We start from the raw sequence: 25,933 nt of genomic DNA, 5'->3' as shown, positions 1-25,933 counted from the left end.
TTGCCATGCTCTGAAAATTTTAAACTTTTAAATTGAAAATGTTTTCATTGGCTTGTTCGGCTCATATTTCGTTTTCAAAGGAGAGATGCACTATGACGGCTACCAAAGGACTGGAAGGGATTGTAGCAGCGACTTCATCCATAAGCTCGATTCACGACGGGGTTCTTGCCTATCGCGGCATTAATATCGATGACCTGGCGGAGCGGGCAACGTATGAAGAGACTGCTTATTTGCTTTGGTACGGCAAGCTGCCCACCAAAAATCAGTTGGCCAACCTGCAGAATCAACTAAGCGAATATGCGCCGGTTCCGGAAGCGGTTCTTGAGCAAATGAAGCTCTATCCGGCCAACGCGAATACGATGGCTGTGCTCCGCACCTCCGTTTCGGCCCTGGCTTTGTATGACGAGCAGGCGAATGACAACACCCGCGATTGCAATCAGATCAAAGCGATCAAACTGCAAGCTCAATTGCCTACGCTGATCGCCGCCTTTGCCCGGATTCGCGAAGGGAAAGAGCCGGTTGCTCCGCTGAAAGGCGTATCGCTGGCCCACAACTTCCTCTACATGCTGTCCGGCGAGGAGCCCGATCCGGTCGCCGTCCGTGCCTTGGATCAAGCGCTTGTTCTCCATGCGGATCATGAGCTGAACGCCTCGACCTTCTCCGCCCGGGTCACAATCGCCACGCTTTCGGATATTTACTCCGGCATTACATCCGCCATCGGCACCCTGAAGGGCCCGCTGCATGGGGGGGCCAATGAGGCGGTGATGCAGATGCTGAGCGAAATCGGCACCTTGGATCAAGTCGAGCCTTATATTCAAAGCAAGCTCGCCAACAAGGAGAAGATCATGGGCTTCGGACACCGGGTATACAAGAACGGGGATCCCCGCGCCAAACATCTGCAAAAAATGTCCCGTCAGCTGGGATTGATGAAAGGCGACACGACCCTTTACGACATTTCGGTCAAAGTGGAGGAACTCGTAACGAACCAAAAGGGGCTGAAACCGAATGTCGATTTTTATTCGGCCTCGGTTTATACGATGCTGGGCATTCCGAGAGATCTGTTCACACCGATTTTTGCGATCAGCCGCTTGTCCGGATGGACCGCGCATATTTTGGAGCAGCTTGACGACAACCGCATCATTCGTCCTCGCGCCGAATATACGGGAGCGACGAATCAGCAGTACATTCCGATCGATTTGAGATAAACGCTGGCCAACCCGGGAAACCGGGTTGCCATTGTGTTAAAATGAATAACACACGATTATAAGGAGGAAACCAAAACATGCTGCAATTGGAAAAGTTCAGCCTTCCGACCGAAGGTGAGAAAATCGTTATCGATAACGGTAAACTTCAGGTGCCGAATAACCCGATCATTCCTTTCATTGAAGGGGACGGTACCGGCCGCGACATTTGGAAAGCCTCCAAGCGGGTTCTGGACGCCGCGGTGGAGAAAGCTTACGGCGGCGCGAAAAAAATAGCCTGGTACGAAGTGTTCGCGGGGGAGAAGGCCTACAATACATACGGGGAGTGGCTGCCGGCGGATACGCTGACCGCGATTCGCGAATATATTGTGGCGATTAAAGGTCCGTTGACCACGCCGATCGGCGGCGGCATCCGTTCGCTGAACGTGGCGCTCCGCCAGGAGCTGGATCTGTACGTTTGTCTTCGTCCGGTCCGCTATTTCAATGGCGTTCCGTCACCGGTGAAACGTCCGGATCTCGTGGACATGGTTATTTTCCGCGAGAACACGGAGGATATTTACGCGGGCATCGAGTACAAAGAAGGCTCCGAAGAAGTGAAGAAAGTGCTTCAATTCCTGCAAAACGAAATGGGCGTGAAGAAAATCCGCTTCCCTGAAACCTCCGGCATCGGGATCAAGCCGGTTTCGGAAGAAGGGTCGAAGCGCCTGGTTCGCGCTGCGGTGGAATATGCGATCAAGCACGGCCGCAAGAGCGTTACGCTCGTGCACAAAGGCAATATCATGAAATTCACGGAAGGCGCCTTCAAAAACTGGGGTTATGAAGTGGCTGAAGCCGAATTCGGAGACAAGGTGTTCACTTGGGCCCAGTACGACCGGATCAAAGAAGAATCCGGAACCGAAGCGGCCAACCAGGCTCAGAAGGAAGCTCAGGACGCCGGCAAGATCATCATCAAGGACGCGATCGCGGATATCGCGCTTCAGCAAGTGTTGACGCGCCCGACGGACTTCGACGTGATCGCTACGCTGAACTTGAACGGCGACTATTTGTCCGACGCCTTGGCGGCTCAAGTCGGCGGAATCGGCATCGCGCCGGGAGCGAACATCAACTACGTTACAGGGCATGCGATTTTTGAAGCCACGCACGGCACGGCTCCGAAATATGCGGACCTTGACGTGGTGAATCCGGGCTCCGTCATTTTGTCCGGCGTAATGCTCCTCGAGCATTTGGGCTGGCAGGAAGCGGCCGACCTGATTTACAAAGGCCTGGAAACCTCGATCAACAACAAGACGGTTACCTACGACTTTGCCCGCCTGATGGAGGGTGCTAAGGAAGTGAAGTGTTCCGAGTTCGCGGATCAAGTCATTAATAACATGTAGGAGGTCTTGATCAACGTGGCGATTCGTCGTAAAAAGATTACGGTCGTCGGCGCCGGTTTTACCGGCGCGACTACCGCGCTGATGCTTGCGCAAAAAGAACTCGGTGACGTCGTTCTCCTCGATATCCCGCAGCTTGAGAATCCGACGAAGGGCAAAGCGCTCGACATGCTCGAAGCCGGCCCGGTTCAGGGATTCGACAGTAAGATCGTCGGCACGTCTTCTTACGAAGACGCCGCGGATTCCGACATCGTCATCATCACGGCCGGGATTGCCCGCAAGCCGGGGATGAGCCGCGACGATCTCGTGAATACGAACGCCGGGATCGTGCGCTCCGTTTGTGAAAACGTGAAAAAGCATTGCCCGAATTCCACGGTGATCGTCCTGAGCAACCCGGTGGACGCGATGACACATACGGCATACCGGGCGCTCGGGTTTCCGAAAAACCGCGTGATAGGTCAATCCGGCGTGCTTGACACCGCGCGGTACTGCACGTTTATCGCGCAGGAGCTGAACGTTTCGGTGGAAGACGTTCGCGGCTTCGTGCTCGGCGGCCACGGCGACGACATGGTGCCCCTCGTTCGTTATTCCAGCGTTGGAGGCATTCCGATCGAGACGCTGCTTCCACGGGAGCGCATCGAAGCGATCGTCCAACGTACGCGCGTGGGCGGCGGCGAGATTGTCGATCTGCTCGTCAACGGCAGCGCCTATTATGCGCCGGCGGCATCGCTCGTGCAAATGACGGAAGCGATACTGAAGGACAAAAAGCGGATTTTGCCGGTTATCGCTCTACTGGAGGGCGAGTATGGCTATGACGGTCTGTTCATGGGCGTACCGGTCATTTTGGGCGGAGGCGGCATCGAAAAAGTGTTTGACCTGGAGCTGACTCCCGACGAAAAGGCGGCGTTGGATAAATCCGCGGCCTCCGTGCGCAGCGTCATTTCGATGGTGCGAGGGTAAACGTGTCAGAAATGTGAATATCTGAAAATAAGGAATCCTCTCGAAACGGGAGGATTCCTTTCTTTTAATGGCAACTCTCGCTATAATAGATTGTAATAAATCTAATTGACAAAGGTGGTTGTGATATGTACGGAATCATGATGTTTCTCCACATCGTGGGTGCCTTGGCGCTGGGCTTCTACCTGGTGCTGCCGATCGTGTTCAGCAAAGTGCCCAAGCTGACGCCGGCCGCTCAGGAAGGTACCGTGTCCGCCATAAAGACTTTGAACACGTATGCGCAAATCGGCTTGGTCATTCAACTGTTGACCGGCGGATATTTGATTACCGGCGGCGGTGGCGGGTACACGAGGACCTGGATCATTGTTGTTATTGTGTTGTTCCTGGCCATCGGCGCGTTCAGCGGGATGCTGGGCAAGCCGCTCCGTCAGGCGATCGAAGGAATCCGCAACAATAAAGGCATTCAGGATGCCGGCAAGCTTCGGACCTTCAGTACGCTGCTTTGCCTCTGCGTGCTGCTGATTTCCTTCTTTATGGTGTACAGAAACATTATTTAACCCTTCTTATAAGAGTTTCCCTACATAAGGGCATGAAGAAACCATTCCAGAGCCGGGCGAAGCGGATCGCCACCCGGTAAGGAATGGTTTTTTTAACTAGCTCACGCTCGCAATGTCCTTGAACTCCTCCCCGGGGGAAATCGGGCGCGACAGCTCGTGGCAGCGAACGATTTTGTCGCCTGACCATTGGAACAAAGCGATCAGTTCCACCTGTCCGCGGGCCCCGTTGTTCTTCGTCACGTCCACTTCATATCGAACCACCGCCGTCTGCTCCTCCTCGTCAAACAGGATATCATGAAAAGGGGACACCCGGATCTGACGGGTGATTCTTTTCAGTTCGGCGATATGATCTCCGAATGCGTGCAGATCGGACGATACGCCGTCCGTAGTCTGCATATAGTTGCCGGCAAAGTAATCCGGAATCTTGTCGGTATTTAAATTCCCCACGATGTCCCGGTACATTCCCTCCAAAAATAATATTGCTTCCGATTTGTTCATTCTACTAACCTCCAAATTCAGGGATCGATTAGATCAAGTTGGACCATGCGGTGAGGAATCGGATAATCACGTCAAGTTCCTCGTTCGAGAAAGCTTTAAACAGTTTGATGTACTCCTCTTTCATACGCTCATGGATCCGGTCATGGGCTTCAGCCAGCGCATCGCCTTGTTCGGACAAGCGATAGTAAATTTCCTTCTGATTAGCGGCATGCCGAGAAGGAAGCAACAGCTGTTGCTCCACAAGCGGACGGACCGCTTTGGTTACCGCGGGTTTGGAAAGATGGAGCCGTTCGGCAAGCAAGGTGTTGTTTAATGCTTCGGGCTGTTTTTGGACCATAGAGAGAATGTGGAGCTGGGTGAGCGTCCACTTGACACCCGTGGGCGTTAATTCGGAAGCCAGCTTCTCGACCGCCGTGCTTCGCCGCTGCATCCGCTTTTCTCTTCTCATGATAAACTGCTGAACAGCTTCAAGGGCTTGATTGTGCTTATCGGTTTCCATAGGGTCGACCTCTTTCTATTTTTGTTAACCGGTTAACTATATTTTAGTTTACCAGTTAACAAAAACTTGTCAAGCACGAAAAAACGCGAGATGAAGAAAAACCCTCATCCCGCGTTTTCTATGTCTACTTATGCATATCATCCAGGTGGGCAAACATCAGCTTCAGGATGTCGAGCGCCAGTTGCTTTTCTTTCGGCGAACGCTCCATCATGATCTGCCTGACTTGATTCATAAATTGGTCATCGTTAATTTCGATGGAATCATGCAGCAAATAGTCGACGGTAACACCCAGTTGATTGGCCAGTTTAACGAGCGTTTCCAACGACAAACTGCGTTCGCCCCGCTCGATTTGCCCTATGTATGCGTCGGAAACCTCGATTTTCTCCGCGAGTTTTTCCTGGGTCAGATTCATTTTGTGGCGTTCCTGCCGAAGCCGTTTGCCTAGTGCGTCATAGTCCATATTACCCCTCCTGTATTTACCATAGTGAGATTGAGAGGCAAAGATAATAAACTGATAGTTTTGTTTCTGTTTACTGAAAGCATGAATTGGAGTATTATGGTACTTGGAATCGGATAAATCAAGTAGGTTATCCTGATTTTGGGTTTATTTATTATGCTGCTAAGGAGAATTTTTTATGTCTTCCCAACCTATGGTTTCTATCATTATGACGGTAAAAAACAACGGGATCGACCTGTTCATGGCCATGGAGTCTTTAAAGGTTTCGCAAACTTCCATCCCATACGAGTTGATCCTGGTCAATGAGGGATCGGTCGACGGATGCTGCGATTTTTTGATGAATTATCATTTTCCCCGGCCGTTTCGCCTGTTAAAAGGTCAAACCGGAGTCCCTTCGCGGAACTTGGGAGCGGCCCACGCCTTCGGAACTTATCTGATCTTTTGTACGCCGCGGTTGTATTTTGAAGATCATTGGATGGAAGCTCTGCTGGCCCCTATTTTGGAGGGGGAGGCGGAAGCGGTGTCTCCGCGGATGGAGATTCACGAATCCTCCCGTTTCGCCCCCGAGCTCCGCTACGATGGGGAGCTGCTTCGCAGTATGGAGCAATACCCTTGGAGAACCGAAGACGAAGCGCTAGCCTGGCTTTCTCCGGAATGCTTTGCGATTTCGCGGGAGAAATTTAAGGAGATCGGCGGAGTGGAGGAAGGATTCATCGGTAAAGGGCTGGAAACCTCCGAGCTTTCGCTGCGAACCTGGCTTTTGGGAGGTCGCTGCCGACTGGTCTCGGAAACGGCGCTTATGATCGTTTACAGGCAGAATTTCCCCATCGATGACCGTGCTCTACAATGGGGGAGCGATTTGCTCAGGCTCGCCGAGCTGCATTTCCGGGAGGACCGGATTACGGCCTGCCGGGATTTGGTGGCCCGCGTGTTCGGTGCGGAAGCTATGAAGCAGTCGGAGGAGATCGCCCGCACGGCCGCTTTTTCCAGAGATAAATATGAGACCCGGCGCCTTCGGGACGACTCCTGGTTTTTCGGCCATTTCGGGATCCCGGTTTAAGCGATTTCCTGTTTGGTCCCGTCCCTTCGGTGGTAAGTTAGTTCTGGATGCAACAATACCTTCACGTCGAGTTGTCTCTCACCGATTAAGGAGTTCGGCATAAGCTTCGGCGTGTAGGCCTATCCTAGAAAGGGAAACCAGGACTACTATTGACGGAAGGAGAATGAACCATGTCAGGAAACGGGCAATCCAAGCAAACGATGCCTCCGCAGCACCAGGATCAACAGCCGGGTATCGAATCGGACATGCATCCCCGCCCCGAGTATGAGGGGACTTATTTGGCGGCTGGCAAGCTGCGCGGCAAGGTGGCTCTCATTACCGGAGGAGACAGCGGGATCGGTCGCGCGGTAGCGCTCGCGTATGCGAAAGAGGGCGCCGATCTGGCCATCGTATATTTGAACGAACATGACGACGCCAACCACACAAAGGCGGAAATCGAGCGGGAAGGCCGCAAATGCGTGCTGATTCCGGGGGATGTGGGCGATGAGAACTTCGCCAAGCAGGCGGTCAAACAAACGGTCGACGCCCTCGGCGGTCTGGATATTCTGGTCAATAACGCCGCGGAACAGCATCCTCAGCAGCAAATCGAGGATATTACGACCGAGCAGTTGGAGCGGACGTTCCGGACGAATATTTTCTCGATGTTCCATTTTGTGAAAGCGGCGATGCCGCACTTGAAGAAAGGCAGTGCGATTATCAATACGGCATCGGTCACCGCATATAAAGGAAATCCGACGCTGATCGATTACTCTTCCACAAAAGGGGCGATCGTCAGCTTCACGCGCGCCCTTTCGATGAACATCGTCGGGAAGAAAGGAATTCGCGTCAACGCGGTCGCGCCGGGACCGATCTGGACGCCGCTTATTCCGTCGACCTTCGACGCCAAGCAGGTGTCCGAGTTCGGCGGCAATGTCCCGATGCAGCGTCCGGGCCAGCCGGAAGAATTGGCCGGGGCTTATGTGTACCTCGCCTCCGACGATTCTTCCTATATGAGTGGTCAAGTCCTGCATATCAACGGCGGCGAAATCGTCAACGGATAAAAGGATAATTGAATAAAATCCTGAAAATAGAGGCGTCCCTTCGTTCGTGACAAAGAACGAAGGGACGCCTTTTTTGAACTGTTTCCTCTCTCAGCTACTCCACCGGACGGGTGGCCTCATCGGACAGTTCGTCCAGGGTCATTTCAAAGCTCGGCGCAAACTCTCTTAAGAAATAGTCGATTTCCGGCAGGCGCATGTGCTCCAGCTTGGTAAGGAGCTGTTGTTTGGCCACCGCAAATTCGCGGTTACCGGCCGCCATCTCCCAGGCGCATTTCAAATAAGCGTCAAGGGTGTCGGCCGCCTTCACCATTTTCATCAGCTCGGCGTCCCCATCGGGGCCTGCATGAGTCGATGGCGATACTAAAGGTGCATATACGGTTTGCAGTGGAGGAGGCACCATGGAGAGCAGCCGTTCGGCGGCGATTCCCTCCATTTCACGGAAGCTTGCCAGGAGCTTGGGATTATGGTGCTTGACGGGCGTCGGGATATCCCCGGTAAACACCTCGGTGGCATCGTGAAACAAAGCGAGCGTGGCGGCCCGTTCGGCGTTCAATCGGCGCCCTGTCAGGCTGTTGCCGATTTCGCATAACAAATGGGCGAGCAGCGCGACATGAAAGGAATGCTCCGCGACGTTTTCGGCAGCGGTGCTCCGCATCAGACTCCAACGCTGAATGGAGCGGAGACGATACATATAAGCAGAAAAATGGTGGCTCATCCGTGAGAAACCTCTCTTTTTGATATGATGAATTTGAAGATATTTTCAACCTCGGGGAAAGTACTATGTTATTATAAAGCTATCGAGAAATACAGGACAAGAGAGGGGAAGATCGGATCATGCACCAGTTTGAAGAGAGCGTATATCAATTGATTGTGGAAACGTCAACAAACTTGCCCGGCGATGTCCGCAGGGCGGTGAACCGGGGGCGGGCCATGGAGAACCAGGCGACGCGTGCGGGACTCGCGCTGTCGACGATCACACGGAACATTCAAATGGCCGAGGAGCAAATTTCCCCGATCTGCCAGGATACCGGAATGCCGACGTTTATCGTCCATACCCCGGTGGGGACGAACCAGATCGAAATGAAGAAAGCGATCCGGGCGGCGATTCAGCGGGCGACGAAAGACGGCAAGCTGCGGCCGAATTCGGTGGACTCTTTGACGGGCGAGAACAGCGGCGACAACCTCGGCCCGGGGACGCCGGTGATTCATTTTGAACAGTGGGAGCAGGATTACATCGATCTCCGTCTGATTCTAAAAGGGGGCGGCTGCGAGAACAAGAATATCCAGTACAGCCTGCCTGCGGAGCTGGAGGGGCTTGGACGCGCCGGCCGCGATTTGGACGGCATCCGCAAATGCATCCTGCACGCGATTTATCAGGCGCAGGGACAAGGCTGCAGCGCGGGGTTTATCGGCGTCGGCATCGGCGGAGACCGGACAACCGGCTACGAGTTGGCCAAACAACAGTTATTCCGCGAGGTGGACGACGTCAACCCCGTTCCCGAGCTCGACCAACTGGAGCGATACATTATGGAAGCCGGGAACCAGCTCGGCATCGGCACGATGGGGTTTGGCGGCGAAGTTACGTTACTCGGCTGCAAAATCGGAGCCGCCAACCGGCTGCCGGCGAGCTTCTTCGTGTCGGTCGCCTATAACTGCTGGGCGTTCCGGCGTCAAGGCGTCAAGCTGAACCCGTCCACGGGAGAGATCCAGGGTTGGATTTATCCGTCGGGCAGCGAGGTCCAAGTCGGCGATTCCCTCGAAGAACCGGCCCGGGAGGCCGCGGCCACGACGCCCACCGCCGGTCAAACGGATGGCTCGAACGGTGCCTCCCAGCCCGGACAAGGCCGCGAAGTCGTTCTGCGTACGCCGATCTCCGAGGAACAAATCCGCGACCTTCGTGTCGGCGATGTCGTCATCATCCAGGGCGAGATGCACACGGGACGGGATGCGCTGCATAAATACCTGATGGACCATGATGCACCGGTCGACTTGAACGGGGCGGTCATTTATCACTGTGGCCCAGTCATGCTGAAGGACGGGGACGAGTGGCATGTCAAGGCCGCGGGGCCGACGACCAGCATCCGCGAGGAACCTTATCAAGGCGATATCATCAAGAAATTCGGCATCCGTGCGGTCATCGGCAAGGGGGGCATGGGGCCGAAAACGTTGGCTGCCCTTCAGGATCATGGGGCCGTCTATTTGAATGCCATCGGCGGAGCGGCGCAGTACTATGCGGAATGTATCAAAAAGGTCAACGGCGTCGATTTCATGGAGTTCGGCATTCCCGAGGCGATGTGGCATCTGGAGGTGGACGGCTTTGCGGCGATCGTGACGATGGATTCCCATGGCGACAGCCTGCATGCCGGTGTGGAGAAGGCTTCTCTGGAAAAGCTGTCTACTTTTAAAGAAACGGTGTTTAAATAAAGATGAAAACCTTTCGCACGAGGCTTACCTTGATTTTAATGAGCCTGGTCGGCGTCTCGATGTTGGCCGCCGGCCTGACGATGGCTCAGGTTTTTAAAGATTCCCACATCCGTGCGCTAGAGGAAAATATGGCACGGGAAATCAATTTGCTGGAGAGCACGTTCGCTTTCATTCCTCCCGATCGCCCGGATGCCGTCGATTATTACACGGACCGGGCGCGGGAGCTTGACCGGTTGACGGATTCCCGGGTGACGTTCGTCACCCTTGACGGAAAGGTCATCGGGGATTCGGAAATGCTTCCCGGGGAGATGGACAACCACGCCGAACGCCAGGAAATCCGGTCTGCCGCCGGAGAGGCCGTCGGCAGCGCAATCCGGTACAGCGAAACGATCGGCCAGGATATGCTGTATGTCGCGCACCGGGTCAAATCCGACCGGGGGTTTGAAGGCTATATCCGGCTCTCGATGAGCCTCGAAGCCGTAGGGAAAGAAATGACTAAAGGCTGGTATTTGATGGCGGGCGGGCTGCTTCTGTTGTTTATCGCGGCCGCCCTCGTCAGCTACCGCGTCGCGTCCGGGCTTACGAAGCCTCTGGAGCATATCACCCGGGTGGCGAACCGGATTTCGCGGCTCGATTACGACGCCCGGGTAAATTTGGACCGCAAGGATGAAATCGGCCAGCTGGGCCATGCGATCAACGGAATGGCCGACAGCCTGCAGCAGCAGCTTAAAGTAATCCACGATAACGAGGATCTGATGCAGAGCGTCCTCGCCAACATGACCGGCGGCATTCTTATGGTGGATACGTCCGGGAATATCGCGCTCATCAACCGCGAGGCGGAGCGGATTCTTCATTTGCGGAGCGACCAGGTTTTAGGGAAGTCGTATCAGGAGCTGAAACGGAATTACGAGTTCATGAAGTTTGTGGAAGAGGGGATCACCCGCAAGGAGTTTTTGCGGGAGGAGCGGAATTTGTATTCGCCCGAAGAACGGATCGTGCAGTTTGACGGTGTCCCCATGTTTGAGGATGACGGGAGCTATCGGGGGATGCTGTTCCTTCTCCAGGATGTTACCGATATCCGCCGGCTGGAGGTCATGCGCAGCGAATTCGTGGCCAATGTGTCCCATGAACTGAAGACGCCGATTGCCGCGGTGAAGGGATTCGCGGAGACCTTGCTGGCCGGAGGCGTGAAGGACGAGGATACGAAGCGCTCCTTCCTGCAGATCATCCTGGATGAAGGCGAACGGTTGAACCGCCTGATCGGCGATATTTTGGAATTGTCGAAGATCGAATCGAAACGGGTACCGCTGGAATATGCTCCGGTACATCTGAAGGAGCTGTTTGACAGCATTTTTGAAATGCTTGATCCGGCGGCCCGCAAGAAATCGATCGTGCTGCTCCAAGGGGTTCCCGAGCATTTGTTTATTGAAGGGGACGAGGATCGGCTCCGGCAAATTTTTATGAACCTGTTGTCCAACGCGATCAGCTATACGCTGGAGGGCGGTCGGGTTAAAGTGGAGGCGGAGGTGCTCGGCGACGGGGACGAAGCGGAAAAAGTTCGAATTACGGTAACGGATACGGGGATCGGCATTCCGAAAAAAGATCTGCCCCGGATCTTCGAACGTTTCTACCGGGTGGATAAGGCGCGTTCCCGCAGTTCCGGCGGTACGGGGCTCGGGCTTTCCATCGTCAAGCACTTGACGGAGCTGCACCGGGGCACGATTCGGGTCGAGAGCAAAGTCGGTGAAGGGTCCTCCTTCATCGTCGAGCTGCCGTTTATGCAGTATCATGATGCAGAAAGTTAAACTTGCTTTTTCCGTATTTTTATATTTTTACACCCCGTTAACATATCCATGTTATGCTTGGCTTGTTTAAGGGCTTGAAATGGGATCGATCTGCAACTACTGGAGAAAATGGGGGTTACTATGACGCAGCGATTGTTGGTAATAGAAGATGAGCCGACGCTTTCGAGACTGCTGTCTTACAATTTGACCAGCGAGGGGTACGAAGTCGTGGTGGCCGAACATGGTCAAACCGGTTTCGATACGGCGATGCAGCAGGATTTTGACCTCATCTTGCTGGATCTGATGCTTCCCGGAATGAACGGGTTTGAGATCATGTCCAAGCTGCGTGGAGAGGGCATCAAGACGCCGATTATTATTTTAACGGCCAAAAATGCGGAGCAAGAGGTAGTTGAAGGACTGAAATCGGGGGCCGACGACTATATTACCAAACCGTTCGGCGTGGCCGAATTGTTAGCTCGGGTGGCTGCCGTGCTTCGCCGTTCCAACGGGCAGGAAGAACGCGAGCCGGCGGCGGCGGCGTCCGATGAGGCACAGATTTCTCTCGGGGCGCTGACGGTGTATCCGGAGAAATACGAGGTAACGCTGAATGGGGAACAGATCACGTTAAGGCCGAAGGAATTTGAGGTGCTCCTTTACCTCGCCCGGAAGCCCGGGGTTGTCATGACGCGCGACGACCTGATGAATGCGGTGTGGGGATTCGACTATATCGGCGGCCAGCGGACGGTGGATGTCCATGTCAGCTCGCTGCGCAAAAAGCTGGAACTCGACCCGGGTTCGGTTCATATCGATTCGATCCGCGGGGTTGGCTATAAACTTGTCGTGAACAAGAAGAAATCGGTCCATCATTGATTTTTCGATGATGGACTTTTGTTATGTTATAGCAAAAACACCTGATGGGCTCGTTATCATAGGAGTGTTCAAGCTGCTATGTATAACGAAAGGAAAGGTGGCTTAATGGCTAATCGAAGTCATATGTCACATCCAAAGAGGCGCCTAGTGTGCTTGCTTCCAAGCTTCCAACTCCAAAAAGATGCAGATCTGCAGGTATTTAGGGTCGATCCCCGAGGGGATGCGAAAAAAGATGCAAATCTGCAGGTATTTCCAGCGATTTTAGAGAAACGGGCCGGTTTCGTCGAAAATTCCTGCAGAATTGCAGGAATTTTGAAATTTTTGGCCCCGAACAAGAAAAAAACATGCAGATATGCAGGAATTCTATGTTATCAAGGTTGTCTGACGGGGGTCATGATTCTGAAATTCCGAACTTCTGAAATTTTTACAAAACAATGAATATTAGTCTATTTTACATAGGTCTATCGTCCTGTGAATATTCCCGTAACAATATTGCACTATCATTTCTGACATACCCCTGTTGGATATAGGGACAAGGAGTGGTAGGAGATGAGCAATCAGGCAGTTCTGGAACTACAGCGGGAAACCGGCACAGCGACGAGGGAATATTGCCGGCGCGTTCCGGTGATCGGACCGCGGGAATTATGCCGGGAGGTGCTGCAGATGTTTCAAAAGCAGGCCGAAATCCCGTGCATCGTCATTTCCGACGAACATCATTCCCCGGTCGGATTAATTATTCGGGATACGTTTTATCGCCATCTGGCCGGCCGCTTCGCCGCTGACCTGTTTTATGAACGGCCCGCCTTGGAATTTTCCGAGCGTTCCCCGCTGCGCTGCGAGCTGTCCGTCCCGGCGCACGAATTGCTGGATGCGGCGCTTGGCCGTAAGGGCCATCATTTTTACGATTGTCTGATCATAACGGAGCGGGGAAGGTTCTTCGGCATTATGACCGTCCAGGACCTTATGATGCTGTCGCGGAATTTGCAGCGGGAGGCGGAAGAAGCGAGGAGGATCGTCGTATCACAGAGCGCAAACCGCGTGCTGGAGATCGAAATGGCGGCGGGACAGGCGTCCGAAGCCGCCAAGCGCAGCCTCAAGGAGTCCGAGCGGATGACGGAGCTGGCGAACGCGGGAAAGCTGGAGCTGGAAGAGGTGAAGGCGATGTTTGCCCGCGTCGCCGAGTTGACGCGCTCGCAGGAAAGCCAGGTGACCGAGCTGGCCGCCCGTGCGGGGGAAATCTCGCAAATCGCGGCCCGGATTCGCGAGCTCGCGGACCAGAGCGGGATGCTGGCGATGAACGCGACGATCGAAGCCGCGCATGCGGGGGAGCATGGACGCGGATTCGCGGTCGTGGCGAACGAGGTCCGCAAGCTGGCCTTTCAAACCAAGAAGCTGTCGGGCGAAATCGGCGCGACGTTGGAGCTGGTGGGGAGCCTGGTGGGGCAAACCGCGGACACCGCCGTTTCGACGACCAGAGAGATGGAAGAAAGCCAGGGGCGGGTGAACAAGGCGGAGCTTACGTTTTCCCAACTCGTCGAGTCGGCCCGCCAGACCGAGAAGCGGGGAAAAGAAGTCGCCCATTCCGCCGAAACCGCGGTGCGGACGACCGGGCTAGTCAGAGAAGAATTAGCGAAGCTCGTCGAGGCTGATGAAGCGTGAATTTTAACACAGCGTTTACAAATGAGCTTATCCCCTTTTACATATATGAGGTAAAATCGACATGTACCCATTTACCTAAGCATCAGCACGGGCTCGCCAAGCGTGAGGTCCGTGCTTCGTATTGAGAATACATTTCTACAGAGTGGGAGAAATGACATGACCTCGATTATTCATATTGAAAAACTGAACCTTTACTATGATCAGTTCCACGCTTTAAAAGAAGTATCTCTCGACATTCCGGAGAAGGCGATCACCGCTTTTATCGGTCCTTCCGGTTGCGGAAAATCGACGCTGCTTCGGACGTTAAACCGGATGAATGATATGATTCCGGCCACGAGAATCGAAGGCTCCGTGAAAATCGCAGGGACGGAAATCTACGGAGAGGATGTCCAGGTGGAGACACTTCGGAAGCAGGTAGGGATGGTGTTTCAGCAGCCGAATCCTTTTCCGAAATCGATCTATGATAATGTGGCTTACGGGCCAAGACTACATGGGATGAAAAATAAAGCCCAGCTTGACGAGATCGTCGAGCAGAGTTTGCGCCAGGCGGTTTTGTGGGATGAAGTGAAGGACTTCCTGAAACGCTCCGCACTTAGTCTATCCGGCGGCCAGCAGCAGAGGCTTTGTATTGCCCGGGCAATAGCCGTCCAGCCGCAAATATTGCTGATGGACGAAGCGACATCGGCCTTGGATCCGATTTCGACGCTCAAGATCGAAGAACTGGTGCAGGAATTAAAATCCAGGTATACCATCGTAATGGTGACGCATAACATGCATCAGGCAGCGCGGATTTCCGACCGTACGGTCTTCTTCCTCAACGGGGAGATCGTGGAGGCCGACGATACGCGCACACTCTTTTCCACCCCGCGGGATTCCCGTACTGAAGACTATATTTCCGGCCGTTTCGGTTAACAGAAGGAGGCAACCCGAGATGATACAAAGAAAAGAATTCGACCAGAACCTGGAGGACCTGAGACAACTGCTCAGAAAGATGGGCGAGCACGTGGAACACGCCCTTAGCGAGGCCATCTCGGCGCTTAAGGCGCTGGATACAGATCTGTCCAAAAAAATCGTGGAGCGCGATGTGATTCTTAACGAAATGGAAGAACAGGTGATGGACCTCGGCTCCCGTCTTATCGTCACCCAGCAGCCGGTAGCGAAGGATTTGCGCCGGATTATCGTCGCTTTTAAAATTTCCAGCGACCTGGAACGGATGGGGGATCTGGCGATCGATATCGCCAAGGTTACGATCCGTCTGGAAGGCCAAACCCTGATCAAACCGCTGGTGGACATTCCGAAGATGGCCGAACTGGTTATCGCGATGGTGCGGGAATCGCTGCAATCCTATCTCGACGAAAACACCGACCTGGCTTACAAGATGGCGAAGGACGACGATGAAGTCGATCATTTATACAGCCAAATCATCCGGGACCTGTATTCCCATATGACGGAGCATCCCGACACGCTGCAGCAAGCGATGCTGTTGACATTGGTAGGCCGTTATATCGAGCGGATTGCCGACCATGCCACCAATATCGGGGAGAGTACCGTATATCTGGTTACGGGTCACCGGCCGGACTTAAATCAATAAATGATTTCAAGAGCAGTGCAAGTAAAGGGAGTTTCTCCGGCTATTGTCGGAGGCTCCTTTTTTTGCTTTTGCTTTTTTATATAAGGGGCGCATGTGTTAGAATAGGTAGAGGATTAAGCTGAAGGACGAGGTGTCATATGGAAAAATTGATGCTAATTGACGGCAACAGCATTATTTATCGCGCTTTTTTTGCGATGCCGCCGCTGACCAATTCCAGCGGATTGCACACGAACGCCGTTTATGGATTTACGAATATGCTGCTGCGTATCATCCAGGAGGAAAAGCCGACCCATATCCTGGTTGCTTTTGACGCGGGCAAAGAGACATTTCGTCATGAAGGCTATCAGGAATATAAAGGAGGCCGGGAAAAGACGCCTTCCGAGCTGTCGGAACAATTTCCGCTGATGCGGGAATTGCTGGAGAGCTTCGGGATTTCCTGGTTTGAGCTGCCCGGCTACGAGGCGGACGATATCATCGGCACGATCAGCAAGCAAGGGGAAGAATCGGGCCGTGAGGTGCTGGTTGTGACCGGGGATAAAGATATGCTGCAGGTCGTCAGCGATAAAGTTACGGTGGCGCTGACGCGGAAAGGGATCAGTGAGGTGGAACCTTACGGTCCGAAGGAGATCGAAGAGAAGTACGGGTTGACCCCGCAGCAGATCATCGACTTGAAAGGGTTGATGGGCGATGCTTCGGACAACATTCCGGGGGTTCCCGGCATCGGGGAGAAAACGGCGCTGAAGCTGCTGCATCAATTCGGCTCCGTAGAGGAAGTTTTGTCCCGTACGGATGAGCTGAAGGGGAAGATGAAGGAAAATTTGGTCAACCATGCCGAGGATGCAAGAATGAGCAAACGGTTGGCGACGATTTTCCGCGAGGTCCCGGTCGAACGGACTTGGGACGATATGGTATTTAACGGGCTCCGGGAGGAGACGGCGGTGCCGATGCTGCGCAAGCTGGAGTTCAAATCGCTGCTGGAACGGCTGGATTTGGGCGGTGACACCGCCGGGGCGGGAGCTTCTGCGGAACCGGAGCAAGAGGTCAACGTCACGATCGTGGATGCCGGAAACTTACCGGAACTGGTGGAGGCACTGCCCGGGATCGAAGCCATGCATGTGGAATCCGCCGGCGAGAATCCGCATCATTCCACTGTTATGGGCATGGTGCTATCGACGGCGGACCGTCAATTCTACATTTCCCCCGAGTTTTTGAAGAGCGGGGAGGCGGAGCCCGTTCTTGCCTGGTTGTCCGATCCAACCATTAAAAAACGCGGGTATGATCTTCATCGCACTGATCTGGCCCTTCACTGGCAGGATATCCCGTTCGCCGGGGCGGATTTCGATATCCAGCTCGCCGCGTACTTGCTGGATCCGACGGAAGGCGATCAGACGCTGAGCGCCTTGGCCGCCAAATACGGACTGTCCTTCCTCGCTTCGGATGAGGAGGTATACGGCAAGGGAGCCAAGTTCAAAGTCCCGGATGAGGAAACGCTCAGCCGCCATCTGGCCCGCAAATGCGGGGCGATTGCGAAGATCGTTCCGATCCAGCAGGCCGAGCTTGAGAAGAACGAGATGAACCGGCTTTTCTATGAGCTGGAGATGCCGTTATCCCGGATCTTGGCGGATATGGAGAAGCAGGGGGTTGCGGTCAACCGGGATGCCCTGATCGAGCTCGGCAAAGAGTTCGAGGCTCAGATCAACAAGCTTGTCTCCCAAATTTACGAGATCGCCGGTCAGGAATTCAACCTGAACTCCCCTAAACAATTGGGCGAAATCCTGTTCGATAAACTTGGTCTTCCCGTGATCAAGAAGACGAAAACGGGGTATTCCACCGATGCGGAAGTGCTGGAGAAGCTGGCTCCTTATCATGAGATCGTTCAGTATATTTTGGAGTACCGCCAGTTGGCCAAGCTGCAGTCGACCTACGTTGAAGGACTGCTGAAGGAAATTAACGTCAAGACCGGAAAAGTGCACACCTATTTCCGCCAGACGGTAGCGGCCACGGGCCGGCTGAGCAGCCAGTTCCCGAACCTGCAGAACATCCCGATCCGCCTTGAAGAAGGTCGAAAAATCCGCAAGGTTTTCGTACCGTCGGAAGAAGGCTGGCTGATTCTGGGGGCCGACTATTCGCAAATCGAGCTTCGCGTGCTTGCGCATATATCGGACGATCCGGGCCTGAAGGAAGCGTTTCTGCACGACATGGACATCCATACGAAGACCGCGATGGACGTCTTCGGCGTGCCCGCCGATCAGGTGGATGCCAATATGCGCCGTTCCGCCAAGGCGGTAAACTTCGGTATCGTCTACGGGATCAGCGATTACGGGCTTTCGCAGAACTTGAACATCACGCGGAAGGAAGCGGCTCGTTTTATCGACCAGTATTTCGACGCTTTCGAGGGCGTTCGGCGCTACATGGACAACATCGTCCGCGACGCGAAGCGGGACGGCTATGTTAAAACGCTGTTGGAACGCAGGCGTTATCTTCCGGAGATTAACGCGTCCAATTTCAACCTGCGTTCCTTCGCCGAGAGAACGGCGATGAATACGCCGATTCAAGGCACCGCCGCCGACATCATCAAGCTGGCCATGGTGCTGATGGACGAGGCGCTTCGAAGCCGCGGGCTGCGCAGCCGCATGCTGCTGCAGGTGCATGACGAACTTGTCTTTGAAGTTCCGCCGGAGGAACTCGACATCATGACCAAGCTGGTTCCGGAAACGATGGAGAAAGCGCTGGACCTGTCCGTGCCTTTGAAGGCCGAGGTCAGCAGCGGTACGAACTGGTACGAGGCCAAGTAATTTTGCTGGGACGGGAATTCGGCGCTACGGCCATTCCCGGGAAGCTGTACTATAACATCGAGGTGAAATGACAATGCCGGAATTACCGGAAGTGGAGACGGTCCGAAGAACGCTGACCGGACTCATTGTCGGCAAAACCATCCAATCCGTCCGTGTGCTGCTGCCGCGGATTATCCAGCGCCCGGACGATATCCGGCGCTTTGAGCTGGAGCTGGCGGGGCACCGCATCCTGGATGTGGGCCGCCGGGGGAAATTTTTACGGATCATTATGGACGGGCTGGTGCTGGTCTCCCATCTGAGGATGGAAGGCCGGTACGGCCTTTATGACGGCGGCGATCCGCTGGAAAAGCATACGCACGTCATATTTCATTTTACGGACGGCACGGAATTGCGTTATAAAGATGTACGCCAATTTGGGACGATGCATCTTTTTTTGCCGGGCGAGGAATTTAGCCACAAGCCGTTGGCCAAACTGGGTTTGGAACCGTTGGACGAAGCTTTTACCGAAGAGGCGTTCCGGAAGGCGATTTCGAGACGGACTACGAAGATTAAGCCGGCTCTGCTGAACCAGGAATACGTGGTCGGGCTGGGGAATATTTATGTGGATGAAGCCCTATTTCGCGCGGGCATTCACCCGGAGCGCCCGGCCAACCGGCTCGGCGACGCCGAACTGACCCGTTTGTACGAGGCGATATTGGACACGCTAACGGAAGCGGTAGAGGCCGGCGGTTCATCGATCAAATCTTATGTGAACGGGCAGGGCGAAATGGGCATGTTCCAGCATTCGCTGCGGATCTACGGCCGGCAGGGAGAGCCTTGCGTAAACTGCGGACAAGCCGTGGAGAAGACGGTTGTCGGAGGGCGCGGCACCCACTTTTGCCCGCACTGCCAGCCGCCGTACACGGAAGAATCGGTCGTCGGAAAGGGAAGCGTTCAAGCAAAGCCGAAGGGGAGAACTAAAGCGGCAGCGCAAGCGAAAGGTTCCGCTTCGGCTCGGGCTCATACCGGAAATGGAGTGAGAGGATGAATATCGGATTAACCGGAGGCATCGCAACCGGAAAAAGCACCGTATCGCAAATGTTGGTTGGGCGCGGTGCGGCATTGATTGATGCCGATGTCATCGCCAGAGAGATCATGGAACCCGGCCATCCCGTGTTGGCTGAGGTGGTGAAGAGATTCGGAAGAGAGATTCTGCTTCCGGACGGGCGCCTTGACCGCAAGAAGCTCGGTGCGATCGTTTTTTCCGATTCCAGGAAGCGCAAGACGCTGGAAGCGATCACGCACCCGGCTATTCGCGCCGAGATGAAGGAACGGATGGCGGCAATCGAAGCGGCGGAGCCGCGAAGGCTGGTTGTGGCGGATATTCCGCTTCTTTTTGAGTCGGGTCTGGAAGGGTTGTATGAAGAGATCATGGTCGTCTACGTGCCGCGGCCGATTCAATTGGAGCGTTTGGTGCTCCGGGATCGGCTGACTTTGGAGCAAGCGGAGGCCAGGCTTCAAGCCCAGATGGATATCGAGGTAAAAAGGGAGAGGGCGGATGTGTTGATCGATAACAGTCGTGGCATGGAAGAGACGAAACGTCAAGTTGACGCCTTTTGGCGGAATAAGGGACTGGCATGAGTTGGCTTCGTAAAAAAAGAGTGCTGCTTTTGTTGCTTTTGGGCTTTATCCTGATCTTATTCTTCAACTCGGCATGGCTGTCGTTTTTTTATCCTATCCCTTATAAAGAGGAAATTCGCCATCATGCTCGCAGCAACGGTCTGGACCCGCTGATGGTGGCCGCGATCATCAAAGTGGAAACGAATTATAAGCCGGGCTCGGAATCCAAAAAAGGGGCGCTCGGCATCATGCAAATCATGCCGGATACGGCGAAATGGGTCATCCAGAAGGCCAAGCTGGAGGATGTCCCGCTGGATCGGGTAAAAGAGGAAACGGAGACCAATATCCGTATCGGAACCTGGTATCTGAAATCGCTCTCCGACCAGTTTGACGGAAATATGATTGCGGTTATCGCGGCATACAATGCGGGGCCCACCAACGTGAAGAACTGGCTTCGCAGCGGACGGTGGGACGGGCGGCTGGAGAGCGCGAAGGATATTCCTTTCGGCGAAACGCGGCATTATGTACAGCGGGTTTCCCATTACTATAAACAGTATTCAAGTATATATGAGAATTTCTGATGCAAAAAGAAGCATGGGCAGCTAACAGGCTGCCCACCCTTCCTGTCGATCGGTTACTATTATCTGAATTGACCTGCCAGCGTTTGCTCGGCCAGGGTCACCAAACGTTTAGTGATGAAACCACCGATCGAACCGTTCTCATAAGAAGTCAGGTTACCAGCATATCCGTCTTGTGGGAAAGAGATGCCAAGCTCTTGAGCGACTTCATATTTCATTTGTTCCAGCGCTCCGGAAGCTTGTCTAACCACCAGGTCATTCGAAGAATTGTTGTTTTGGGCCATGATGTTCACCTCCTTGTGGTTGGTAACAGTATTATGCTCGGGAGTCGGCCGCTTCATTACCTATTTTTAAAGTTATTTATTGGAATTAAGAAAAAAAGCCGATTCATAGTTCAATTTAGACGGATATAGAGTTAGGTCGGGTAGGAAAGGAGGGAGATTCTTTGAAGTGTCCCTATTGTGATTATTTAGGCACGAAAGTGCTGGATTCCAGACCGGCGAACGAGAACCGTTCCATTCGCCGCAGACGTGAATGCGAAAAGTGCAGCCGCCGTTTCACGACCTTCGAAATGGTTGAAGAAATGCCGCTGATCGTGATTAAGAAGGACGGCAGTCGGGAAGAATTCAGCAGGGAGAAGCTGCTGCGCGGTTTGATTCGCGCTTGTGAGAAAAGACCGGTTTCCGTGGAGCAATTGGAGTCCATTGTATCCGAAGCGGAGCGGTCTCTTCGGCAATCGGCAAATGCGGAAGTGGAAAGTCGCCAGATCGGCGAACTGGTTATGGAACAACTGTATCCGGTCGATGAGGTCGCTTACGTTCGGTTCGCGTCGGTTTATCGACAATTCAAGGATATCAATATGTTTATGAAAGAACTTAAGGGTCTTTTATCGAAAACGACCGGAGAAGACCAATGACTATCGGGTATATTCTTTACAAGGAGTGAGGAATGGATGAAGGCGAATCGGCTTATCGGACCGGCTTGCGGCTTTCTGGGAGGCACGACTTTCGGCAGCGGCCTCGCTTTTTTGCTGGGATGGATGTCTTATCCCGTCATCGCCTCCGTTTCCTTTTTCGGTTTGTCCGGAGCGGTTCTGGGAGCCCTAGCTGTAAAGATTGTACGAAAACAGGCGGACTAAAACTTCAGTTCGCGCATATAACATGGATAAACGTTTGTCCGGAGATTTTTCTGGGCAGGCGTTTTTTTTATTGTTTATTTTTTACACTGCGTTAACAAAACGAATACATGGCTTTGATGTTTGCTACTTATAATCAAGTTGTACAAACAAATGAGGGGGAAACTTGAACAATGAAAAAGAGCTTGATCTTGGTAATGACTTTGGTTTTAAGTTTCGCCTTGGCTGCTTGCGGTCAAGGGAACAAGACGAATAATGCAGGCGGCGGAACTAACGCAGGAACAACGAATTCCGCAACCGGAGATACAGGCGCTGCTGGCGGCGGCGAAACGAGTACTTCCGAGCTTTCCGGTTCGATTCTGGCTGTTGGCTCCTCGGCGCTTCAACCGTTGGTGGACCAAGCCTCCAAGAAATTCATGGAGAAAAATCCGAAAGTTTCGATTCAAGTTCAAGGCGGTGGCAGCGGAACCGGTTTGACCCAAGTATCCGGCGGTCAAGCGGACATCGGCAACTCCGATGTATTCGCTGAAGAGAAACTGGACGCAGCGGCTGCAAAAGAACTGGTTGACCATCAAGTAGCTGTCGTGGGTATGGCGGCTGTGGTAAATCCGGAAGTGACTGTCGATAGTCTGACGAAAGATCAATTGGTCCAAATCTTTACCGGTAAAGTCACCAACTGGAAAGACGTAGGCGGTCCGGATCAAAAGATCCAAATCGTCAACAGACCGTCCAGCTCCGGTACGCGCGCTACGTTTGAAAAATATGCGCTCGGCACGAAAACCGAAGACCTTCCAGGCGCCATTCAAGAGGATTCCTCGGGTACGGTTCATAAGCTTGTAAGCGAAACGCCTGGCGCGATCGGTTACCTGGCTCTTTCTTACCTGGACGATAAAGTGAAAACTTTGAAATATGACGGCGTAGAAGCAACGGAAGAAAATGTAGCCAACGGCACTTATCCGGTATGGGCATACGAGCACATGTACACGAAAGGCGAGCCGAATGAAGTGGCAAAGGCGTTCCTTGACTACATGGTATCCGATGAAGTGCAAAACGCGGATGTCGTAGAGCTTGGTTACATTCCGGCCAGCAAAATGCAGGTGAAGCGCGATCTGGATGGTAACATCACGAAATAATAGATCGACATCATCATACGGCAAGACAAGAGGCGGAGTATTCTGCCTCTTTCTGTGCTTTCAAAAAGGAGAGGTCTCATGGCTCGGTCCAGAGAAAATCGCAAAATAAAACAGCACATTATGGAAGAGTGGACTGGTAAAGTTTTTACCTCCTTGTGTATTGTGCTTCTCGTTGTGACTATTTTTTCGCTAGTCTATTTTGTCGCCACCAAAGGCTTTAGCTCCTTCATCAAGGATGGCATCTCCATTGGAGAAATCTTTGGAGGGACCCAATGGAAGCCGGAGGGAGAACCGCCTTTTTACGGGGCGCTTCCGTTTATCATAGGTTCCTTCAGTACGTCGATTATGGCCGCGATTATCGCCGCCCCGCTTAGTATATGCGCGGCCTTGTTCATGGTGGAGATCATGCCGAAGATCGGGCGGAAATATTTGCAGCCGGCCATCGAGCTGCTGGCGGGGATTCCTTCCGTAGTTTACGGGTTTGTGGGTCTTAGCGTCATCGTTCCGTTTTACCGGGATATTTTCCCGGGGCAAGGTTTGGGGATCGCCGCGGGGGCGACCGTGTTATCCATCATGATTCTGCCTACGATGACATCGATCGCAACCGACGCGCTCGCGGCTCTGCCTCCGGGCCTGAAGGAAGGCTCTTATGCGCTTGGAGCGACCCGTTGGCAGACGCTGGCGCGGATCGTCATCCCGACGACCCTCCCGTCCTTGATGACCGGGGTCGTGCTGGGTATGGCCCGCGCCTTCGGCGAAGCGCTCGCCGTTCAGATGGTCATCGGGAATGCGCCGCATATTCCGCGGTCCTTGTTCGAGTCCGCTTCCACGCTGACCAGCGCCATTACGCTGAGCATGGGGAATACCGTCATGGGTTCGCCGCAAAACAACGTATTGTGGACGCTAGCGCTTATCCTGATGTTGATGACCTTCGTTTTCGTCTTTATTGTTCGCTGTCTTGAAAGGAGAGCAAACCGATGAACGCAAAAACCGCAGATAAAGTCGCAACAGCCGTCATTATATTTTTCGCCGGCGTCATTTTGCTGATTATGGCCGGTTTGCTCGGTTTTATTCTGGTCCGGGGAATCGGACATATCAGCTTCGACTTCCTGACGTCTCCACCGGAAACGATCAAGGAAGGCGGAGGGATCGGACCTCAGCTGTTTAACTCGCTCTTCCTGCTCGTTCTCACGATGATCATTACGATTCCGCTCGGACTCGGAGCGGGAATCTATATGAGCGAGTATGCGAAGCCCGGTAAGATTACCGATTTTATCCGTCTTATCGTGGAAGTGCTGTCTTCATTCCCGTCTATCGTAGTGGGCTTGTTCGGCCTGCTTGTGTTCGTTAACGTGTTCGGCTTCGGCTTTTCCTTGTTTTCGGGTGCCCTGGCTTTAACCGTATTTAACCTGCCTCTGATGGTCCGGATTACGGAACAGGGGATGGCCAGCGTTCCGCAGGCCCAAAAGGAAGCCAGCCTGGCTTTAGGCTTATCCAAATGGAAAACGATCAAATCGATTATGCTTCCCATCGCTATGCCGATCATTCTGACCGGTACGATCCTTGCCGCGGGCCGCGTTTTCGGTGAAGCCGCCGCCCTGCTGTTCACCGCGGGGATGAGCAGCCCGAGACTCGATTTTAGCGATTGGAATCCGCTGAGTCCGATGTCGCCGCTTAATCCGTTCCGTCCGGCCGAAACGCTGGCCGTCCACATCTGGAAGATCAATTCCGAGGGACTTGCGCCGGATGCGCCGGAAATCGCCGCAGGCGCTTCGGCCGTCCTGATTATTACGGTTTTGCTGTTCAACCTGCTGGCCCGGTGGATCGGACGCATGCTGCACAAGAAATTTACGGCAACGAAATAGGAGGACTCCCATGCAAAATATAGAACTGTCCACCAAAGATTTGAGCGTATTCTATGGGGAAAAGCAGGCGGTTAAGGAAATTTCCCTCGATTTCGCTTCCCGTCAAGTTACGGCGCTGATCGGTCCGTCCGGCTGCGGGAAGTCCACTTTTTTGCGCAGTCTGAACCGGATGAACGATTTAATCGACGGGGCTCAGATTACCGGGGAGATCTGGATCGGGAATGAGAACATCAATGATCCGAAGACCGATGTGGTATTGCTGCGCCAGAAAATCGGCATGGTCTGGCAAAGACCGAATCCGTTCCATAAGTCCATATACGAAAATATTGCCTTCGGGCCAAGGTATCATGGCATCCGGGATAAAAAGAAGCTGGATGAAATTGTGGAAGAGGCGTTGACCAAGGCGGCCCTTTGGAATGAGACGAAAGACCGGCTGCACCGTTCAGCCCTCTCGCTATCGGGGGGACAGCAGCAACGGCTGTGCATCGCCCGGTCGATCGCGGTAAATCCAAGCATCATATTGATGGATGAGCCGGCTTCGGCACTCGATCCGGTGTCCAGTGCAAAAATCGAGGAACTGATCGCCGAGCTAAAGCGTGAATATTGCATTATCATCGTCACGCACAACATGCATCAAGCCGCGCGCGTATCGGAAAAAACGGCCTTTTTCCTCATGGGCGAACTGGTCGAATTCGATGATACGAGCAAAATTTTCACCAATCCGTCGGATAAACGGACCGATGACTATATATCCGGCAGATTTGGATAAAATCATTCCGAATACCGAACCGAAGAATCCGGCTGGCCCAAGGGGCCGGTCGGATTTTCCTTTTTCTTGTCATTTAAACAAGTGATTG

The 25,933-nt window shown here is 53.6% G+C and carries 27 protein-coding genes; 22 read left to right on the top strand and 5 right to left on the bottom strand.

Annotation, left to right across the window (positions count from 1 at the left end):
• Positions 1-92: 92 nt before the first annotated feature.
• The 4 genes from citZ to LBW89_RS01475 all read left to right on the top strand — a co-directional run bounded on the left by citZ (position 93) and on the right by LBW89_RS01475 (position 4,089).
• Positions 93-1,205, top strand: coding sequence for a citrate synthase (citZ, locus tag LBW89_RS01490; protein ID WP_148450513.1), 1,113 nt, complete (start codon positions 93-95; stop codon positions 1,203-1,205).
• Positions 1,206-1,282: 77 nt separating this feature from the next.
• Positions 1,283-2,578, top strand: a complete 1,296-nt coding sequence (icd, locus tag LBW89_RS01485) for an NADP-dependent isocitrate dehydrogenase (RefSeq protein ID WP_148450512.1) — start codon at positions 1,283-1,285, stop codon at positions 2,576-2,578.
• Between the two features lie 15 nt (positions 2,579-2,593).
• Positions 2,594-3,535 (top strand): malate dehydrogenase, encoded by a 942-nt coding sequence (mdh, locus tag LBW89_RS01480; RefSeq protein ID WP_148450511.1) that lies wholly within the window; start codon positions 2,594-2,596, stop codon positions 3,533-3,535.
• A gap of 125 nt (positions 3,536-3,660) precedes the next feature.
• A complete protein-coding gene (locus tag LBW89_RS01475; RefSeq protein WP_148450510.1) occupies positions 3,661-4,089 on the top strand; it encodes a hypothetical protein in 429 nt (142 codons plus the stop codon).
• Between the two features lie 96 nt (positions 4,090-4,185).
• Here the strand turns inward: LBW89_RS01475 and LBW89_RS01470 are convergent, their stop codons facing one another.
• The 3 genes from LBW89_RS01470 to LBW89_RS01460 form a co-directional block, all read right to left on the bottom strand.
• Positions 4,186-4,587, bottom strand: coding sequence for a nuclear transport factor 2 family protein (locus LBW89_RS01470; RefSeq protein ID WP_148450509.1), 402 nt, complete (start codon positions 4,585-4,587; stop codon positions 4,186-4,188).
• A gap of 28 nt (positions 4,588-4,615) precedes the next feature.
• Positions 4,616-5,086 (bottom strand): MarR family winged helix-turn-helix transcriptional regulator, encoded by a 471-nt coding sequence (locus LBW89_RS01465; RefSeq protein WP_148450508.1) that lies wholly within the window; start codon positions 5,084-5,086, stop codon positions 4,616-4,618.
• A 124-nt stretch (positions 5,087-5,210) separates the two neighbouring features.
• A complete protein-coding gene (locus LBW89_RS01460) occupies positions 5,211-5,546 on the bottom strand; it encodes a helix-turn-helix domain-containing protein (RefSeq protein WP_148450507.1) in 336 nt (111 codons plus the stop codon).
• Positions 5,547-5,721: 175 nt separating this feature from the next.
• Here LBW89_RS01460 and LBW89_RS01455 point away from each other — a divergent pair, with 175 nt between their 5' ends.
• Together LBW89_RS01455 and LBW89_RS01450 are read left to right on the top strand one after the other, a co-directional pair.
• Entirely contained in the window at positions 5,722-6,603 is an 882-nt protein-coding gene (locus tag LBW89_RS01455; protein ID WP_148450506.1) for a glycosyltransferase family 2 protein, read from the top strand.
• 170 nt (positions 6,604-6,773) lie between these two features.
• A complete protein-coding gene (locus LBW89_RS01450) occupies positions 6,774-7,643 on the top strand; it encodes an SDR family oxidoreductase (protein ID WP_148450505.1) in 870 nt (289 codons plus the stop codon).
• A 94-nt stretch (positions 7,644-7,737) separates the two neighbouring features.
• On the opposite strand, the gene yfbR is transcribed toward LBW89_RS01450, so the two are convergent.
• The gene (gene yfbR / locus LBW89_RS01445) at positions 7,738-8,358 is read right to left on the bottom strand and encodes a 5'-deoxynucleotidase (protein WP_148450504.1); all 621 of its coding nucleotides are present in this window, start codon (positions 8,356-8,358) and stop codon (positions 7,738-7,740) included.
• A gap of 119 nt (positions 8,359-8,477) precedes the next feature.
• On the opposite strand from yfbR, the gene LBW89_RS01440 reads away from it, so the two are divergent.
• From LBW89_RS01440 to LBW89_RS01395, 10 genes are all read left to right on the top strand, one after another.
• Positions 8,478-10,067 carry a fumarate hydratase gene (locus LBW89_RS01440; RefSeq protein ID WP_148450503.1) on the top strand — a complete coding sequence of 530 codons (1,590 nt, stop codon included), beginning with the start codon at positions 8,478-8,480 and terminating at the stop codon, positions 10,065-10,067.
• Between the two features lie 2 nt (positions 10,068-10,069).
• Positions 10,070-11,872, top strand: a complete 1,803-nt coding sequence (gene pnpS, locus LBW89_RS01435) for a two-component system histidine kinase PnpS (protein WP_148450502.1) — start codon at positions 10,070-10,072, stop codon at positions 11,870-11,872.
• Between the two features lie 120 nt (positions 11,873-11,992).
• On the top strand, positions 11,993-12,721 hold the full coding sequence (locus tag LBW89_RS01430) for a response regulator transcription factor (RefSeq protein ID WP_148450501.1): 729 nt from the start codon (positions 11,993-11,995) through the stop codon (positions 12,719-12,721).
• A gap of 549 nt (positions 12,722-13,270) precedes the next feature.
• On the top strand, positions 13,271-14,380 hold the full coding sequence (locus tag LBW89_RS01425) for a methyl-accepting chemotaxis protein (protein WP_148450500.1): 1,110 nt from the start codon (positions 13,271-13,273) through the stop codon (positions 14,378-14,380).
• A gap of 156 nt (positions 14,381-14,536) precedes the next feature.
• Positions 14,537-15,292, top strand: a complete 756-nt coding sequence (gene pstB, locus LBW89_RS01420) for a phosphate ABC transporter ATP-binding protein PstB (RefSeq protein ID WP_148450499.1) — start codon at positions 14,537-14,539, stop codon at positions 15,290-15,292.
• 19 nt (positions 15,293-15,311) lie between these two features.
• Complete coding sequence (gene phoU / locus LBW89_RS01415; RefSeq protein ID WP_148450498.1) at positions 15,312-15,971, top strand: phosphate signaling complex protein PhoU; 660 nt, start codon at positions 15,312-15,314, stop codon at positions 15,969-15,971.
• Between the two features lie 137 nt (positions 15,972-16,108).
• Positions 16,109-18,766: a DNA polymerase I gene (polA, locus tag LBW89_RS01410; protein WP_148450497.1), complete on the top strand. Its 2,658-nt coding sequence runs from the start codon at positions 16,109-16,111 to the stop codon at positions 18,764-18,766.
• Positions 18,767-18,839: 73 nt separating this feature from the next.
• A complete protein-coding gene (mutM, locus tag LBW89_RS01405) occupies positions 18,840-19,793 on the top strand; it encodes a DNA-formamidopyrimidine glycosylase (RefSeq protein ID WP_148450496.1) in 954 nt (317 codons plus the stop codon).
• Positions 19,790-20,386 carry a dephospho-CoA kinase gene (gene coaE, locus LBW89_RS01400; RefSeq protein ID WP_148450495.1) on the top strand — a complete coding sequence of 199 codons (597 nt, stop codon included), beginning with the start codon at positions 19,790-19,792 and terminating at the stop codon, positions 20,384-20,386. Before mutM ends, coaE begins: the two co-directional genes overlap by 4 nt.
• Positions 20,383-20,946, top strand: coding sequence for a lytic transglycosylase domain-containing protein (locus LBW89_RS01395; protein ID WP_148450494.1), 564 nt, complete (start codon positions 20,383-20,385; stop codon positions 20,944-20,946). Before coaE ends, LBW89_RS01395 begins: the two co-directional genes overlap by 4 nt.
• A 59-nt stretch (positions 20,947-21,005) precedes the next feature.
• Here LBW89_RS01395 and LBW89_RS01390 read toward each other — a convergent pair whose 3' ends face one another.
• Positions 21,006-21,227 (bottom strand): alpha/beta-type small acid-soluble spore protein, encoded by a 222-nt coding sequence (locus LBW89_RS01390; RefSeq protein ID WP_148450493.1) that lies wholly within the window; start codon positions 21,225-21,227, stop codon positions 21,006-21,008.
• Positions 21,228-21,388: 161 nt separating this feature from the next.
• On the opposite strand from LBW89_RS01390, the gene nrdR reads away from it, so the two are divergent.
• From nrdR to pstB (LBW89_RS01360), 6 genes are all read left to right on the top strand, one after another.
• A complete protein-coding gene (nrdR, locus tag LBW89_RS01385) occupies positions 21,389-21,859 on the top strand; it encodes a transcriptional regulator NrdR (RefSeq protein ID WP_148450492.1) in 471 nt (156 codons plus the stop codon).
• A gap of 36 nt (positions 21,860-21,895) precedes the next feature.
• Positions 21,896-22,081, top strand: coding sequence for a hypothetical protein (locus LBW89_RS01380; RefSeq protein WP_148450491.1), 186 nt, complete (start codon positions 21,896-21,898; stop codon positions 22,079-22,081).
• A gap of 170 nt (positions 22,082-22,251) precedes the next feature.
• Positions 22,252-23,211 carry a phosphate ABC transporter substrate-binding protein gene (locus tag LBW89_RS01375; protein WP_148450490.1) on the top strand — a complete coding sequence of 320 codons (960 nt, stop codon included), beginning with the start codon at positions 22,252-22,254 and terminating at the stop codon, positions 23,209-23,211.
• Positions 23,212-23,289: 78 nt separating this feature from the next.
• The gene (pstC, locus tag LBW89_RS01370; protein WP_148450489.1) at positions 23,290-24,192 is read left to right on the top strand and encodes a phosphate ABC transporter permease subunit PstC; all 903 of its coding nucleotides are present in this window, start codon (positions 23,290-23,292) and stop codon (positions 24,190-24,192) included.
• Positions 24,189-25,076 (top strand): phosphate ABC transporter permease PstA, encoded by an 888-nt coding sequence (gene pstA / locus LBW89_RS01365; protein ID WP_148450488.1) that lies wholly within the window; start codon positions 24,189-24,191, stop codon positions 25,074-25,076. Before pstC ends, pstA begins: the two co-directional genes overlap by 4 nt.
• Positions 25,077-25,086: 10 nt before the next feature.
• On the top strand, positions 25,087-25,845 hold the full coding sequence (gene pstB / locus LBW89_RS01360; protein WP_148450487.1) for a phosphate ABC transporter ATP-binding protein PstB: 759 nt from the start codon (positions 25,087-25,089) through the stop codon (positions 25,843-25,845).
• Positions 25,846-25,933: the final 88 nt, after the last annotated feature.

Source organism: Paenibacillus sp. alder61, assembly GCF_020179875.1.
In the GTDB taxonomy this organism is placed as follows: domain Bacteria; phylum Bacillota; class Bacilli; order Paenibacillales; family Paenibacillaceae; genus Fontibacillus; species Fontibacillus faecis.
Note: the sequence above shows the minus strand (reverse complement) of the source record. Positions and strands in the feature narration are given on the sequence as shown.

Excerpts from the sequence above, each read along its gene's own strand:
- citZ (WP_148450513.1), top strand. The coding sequence starts at position 93 with ATGACGGCTACCAAAGGACTGGAAGGGATTGTAGCAGCGACTTCATCC.
- icd (WP_148450512.1), top strand. The coding sequence starts at position 1,283 with ATGCTGCAATTGGAAAAGTTCAGCCTTCCGACCGAAGGTGAGAAAATC.
- LBW89_RS01475 (WP_148450510.1), top strand. The coding sequence starts at position 3,661 with ATGTACGGAATCATGATGTTTCTCCACATCGTGGGTGCCTTGGCGCTG.
- LBW89_RS01470 (WP_148450509.1), bottom strand. The coding sequence starts at position 4,587 with ATGAACAAATCGGAAGCAATATTATTTTTGGAGGGAATGTACCGGGAC.
- LBW89_RS01465 (WP_148450508.1), bottom strand. The coding sequence starts at position 5,086 with ATGGAAACCGATAAGCACAATCAAGCCCTTGAAGCTGTTCAGCAGTTT.
- LBW89_RS01460 (WP_148450507.1), bottom strand. The coding sequence starts at position 5,546 with ATGGACTATGACGCACTAGGCAAACGGCTTCGGCAGGAACGCCACAAA.
- LBW89_RS01455 (WP_148450506.1), top strand. The coding sequence starts at position 5,722 with ATGTCTTCCCAACCTATGGTTTCTATCATTATGACGGTAAAAAACAAC.
- LBW89_RS01450 (WP_148450505.1), top strand. The coding sequence starts at position 6,774 with ATGTCAGGAAACGGGCAATCCAAGCAAACGATGCCTCCGCAGCACCAG.
- yfbR (WP_148450504.1), bottom strand. The coding sequence starts at position 8,358 with ATGAGCCACCATTTTTCTGCTTATATGTATCGTCTCCGCTCCATTCAG.
- LBW89_RS01440 (WP_148450503.1), top strand. The coding sequence starts at position 8,478 with ATGCACCAGTTTGAAGAGAGCGTATATCAATTGATTGTGGAAACGTCA.
- pnpS (WP_148450502.1), top strand. The coding sequence starts at position 10,070 with ATGAAAACCTTTCGCACGAGGCTTACCTTGATTTTAATGAGCCTGGTC.
- LBW89_RS01430 (WP_148450501.1), top strand. The coding sequence starts at position 11,993 with ATGACGCAGCGATTGTTGGTAATAGAAGATGAGCCGACGCTTTCGAGA.
- LBW89_RS01425 (WP_148450500.1), top strand. The coding sequence starts at position 13,271 with ATGAGCAATCAGGCAGTTCTGGAACTACAGCGGGAAACCGGCACAGCG.
- pstB (WP_148450499.1), top strand. The coding sequence starts at position 14,537 with ATGACCTCGATTATTCATATTGAAAAACTGAACCTTTACTATGATCAG.
- phoU (WP_148450498.1), top strand. The coding sequence starts at position 15,312 with ATGATACAAAGAAAAGAATTCGACCAGAACCTGGAGGACCTGAGACAA.
- polA (WP_148450497.1), top strand. The coding sequence starts at position 16,109 with ATGGAAAAATTGATGCTAATTGACGGCAACAGCATTATTTATCGCGCT.
- mutM (WP_148450496.1), top strand. The coding sequence starts at position 18,840 with ATGCCGGAATTACCGGAAGTGGAGACGGTCCGAAGAACGCTGACCGGA.
- coaE (WP_148450495.1), top strand. The coding sequence starts at position 19,790 with ATGAATATCGGATTAACCGGAGGCATCGCAACCGGAAAAAGCACCGTA.
- LBW89_RS01395 (WP_148450494.1), top strand. The coding sequence starts at position 20,383 with ATGAGTTGGCTTCGTAAAAAAAGAGTGCTGCTTTTGTTGCTTTTGGGC.
- LBW89_RS01390 (WP_148450493.1), bottom strand. The coding sequence starts at position 21,227 with ATGGCCCAAAACAACAATTCTTCGAATGACCTGGTGGTTAGACAAGCT.
- LBW89_RS01380 (WP_148450491.1), top strand. The coding sequence starts at position 21,896 with ATGAAGGCGAATCGGCTTATCGGACCGGCTTGCGGCTTTCTGGGAGGC.
- LBW89_RS01375 (WP_148450490.1), top strand. The coding sequence starts at position 22,252 with ATGAAAAAGAGCTTGATCTTGGTAATGACTTTGGTTTTAAGTTTCGCC.
- pstC (WP_148450489.1), top strand. The coding sequence starts at position 23,290 with ATGGCTCGGTCCAGAGAAAATCGCAAAATAAAACAGCACATTATGGAA.
- pstA (WP_148450488.1), top strand. The coding sequence starts at position 24,189 with ATGAACGCAAAAACCGCAGATAAAGTCGCAACAGCCGTCATTATATTT.
- pstB (WP_148450487.1), top strand. The coding sequence starts at position 25,087 with ATGCAAAATATAGAACTGTCCACCAAAGATTTGAGCGTATTCTATGGG.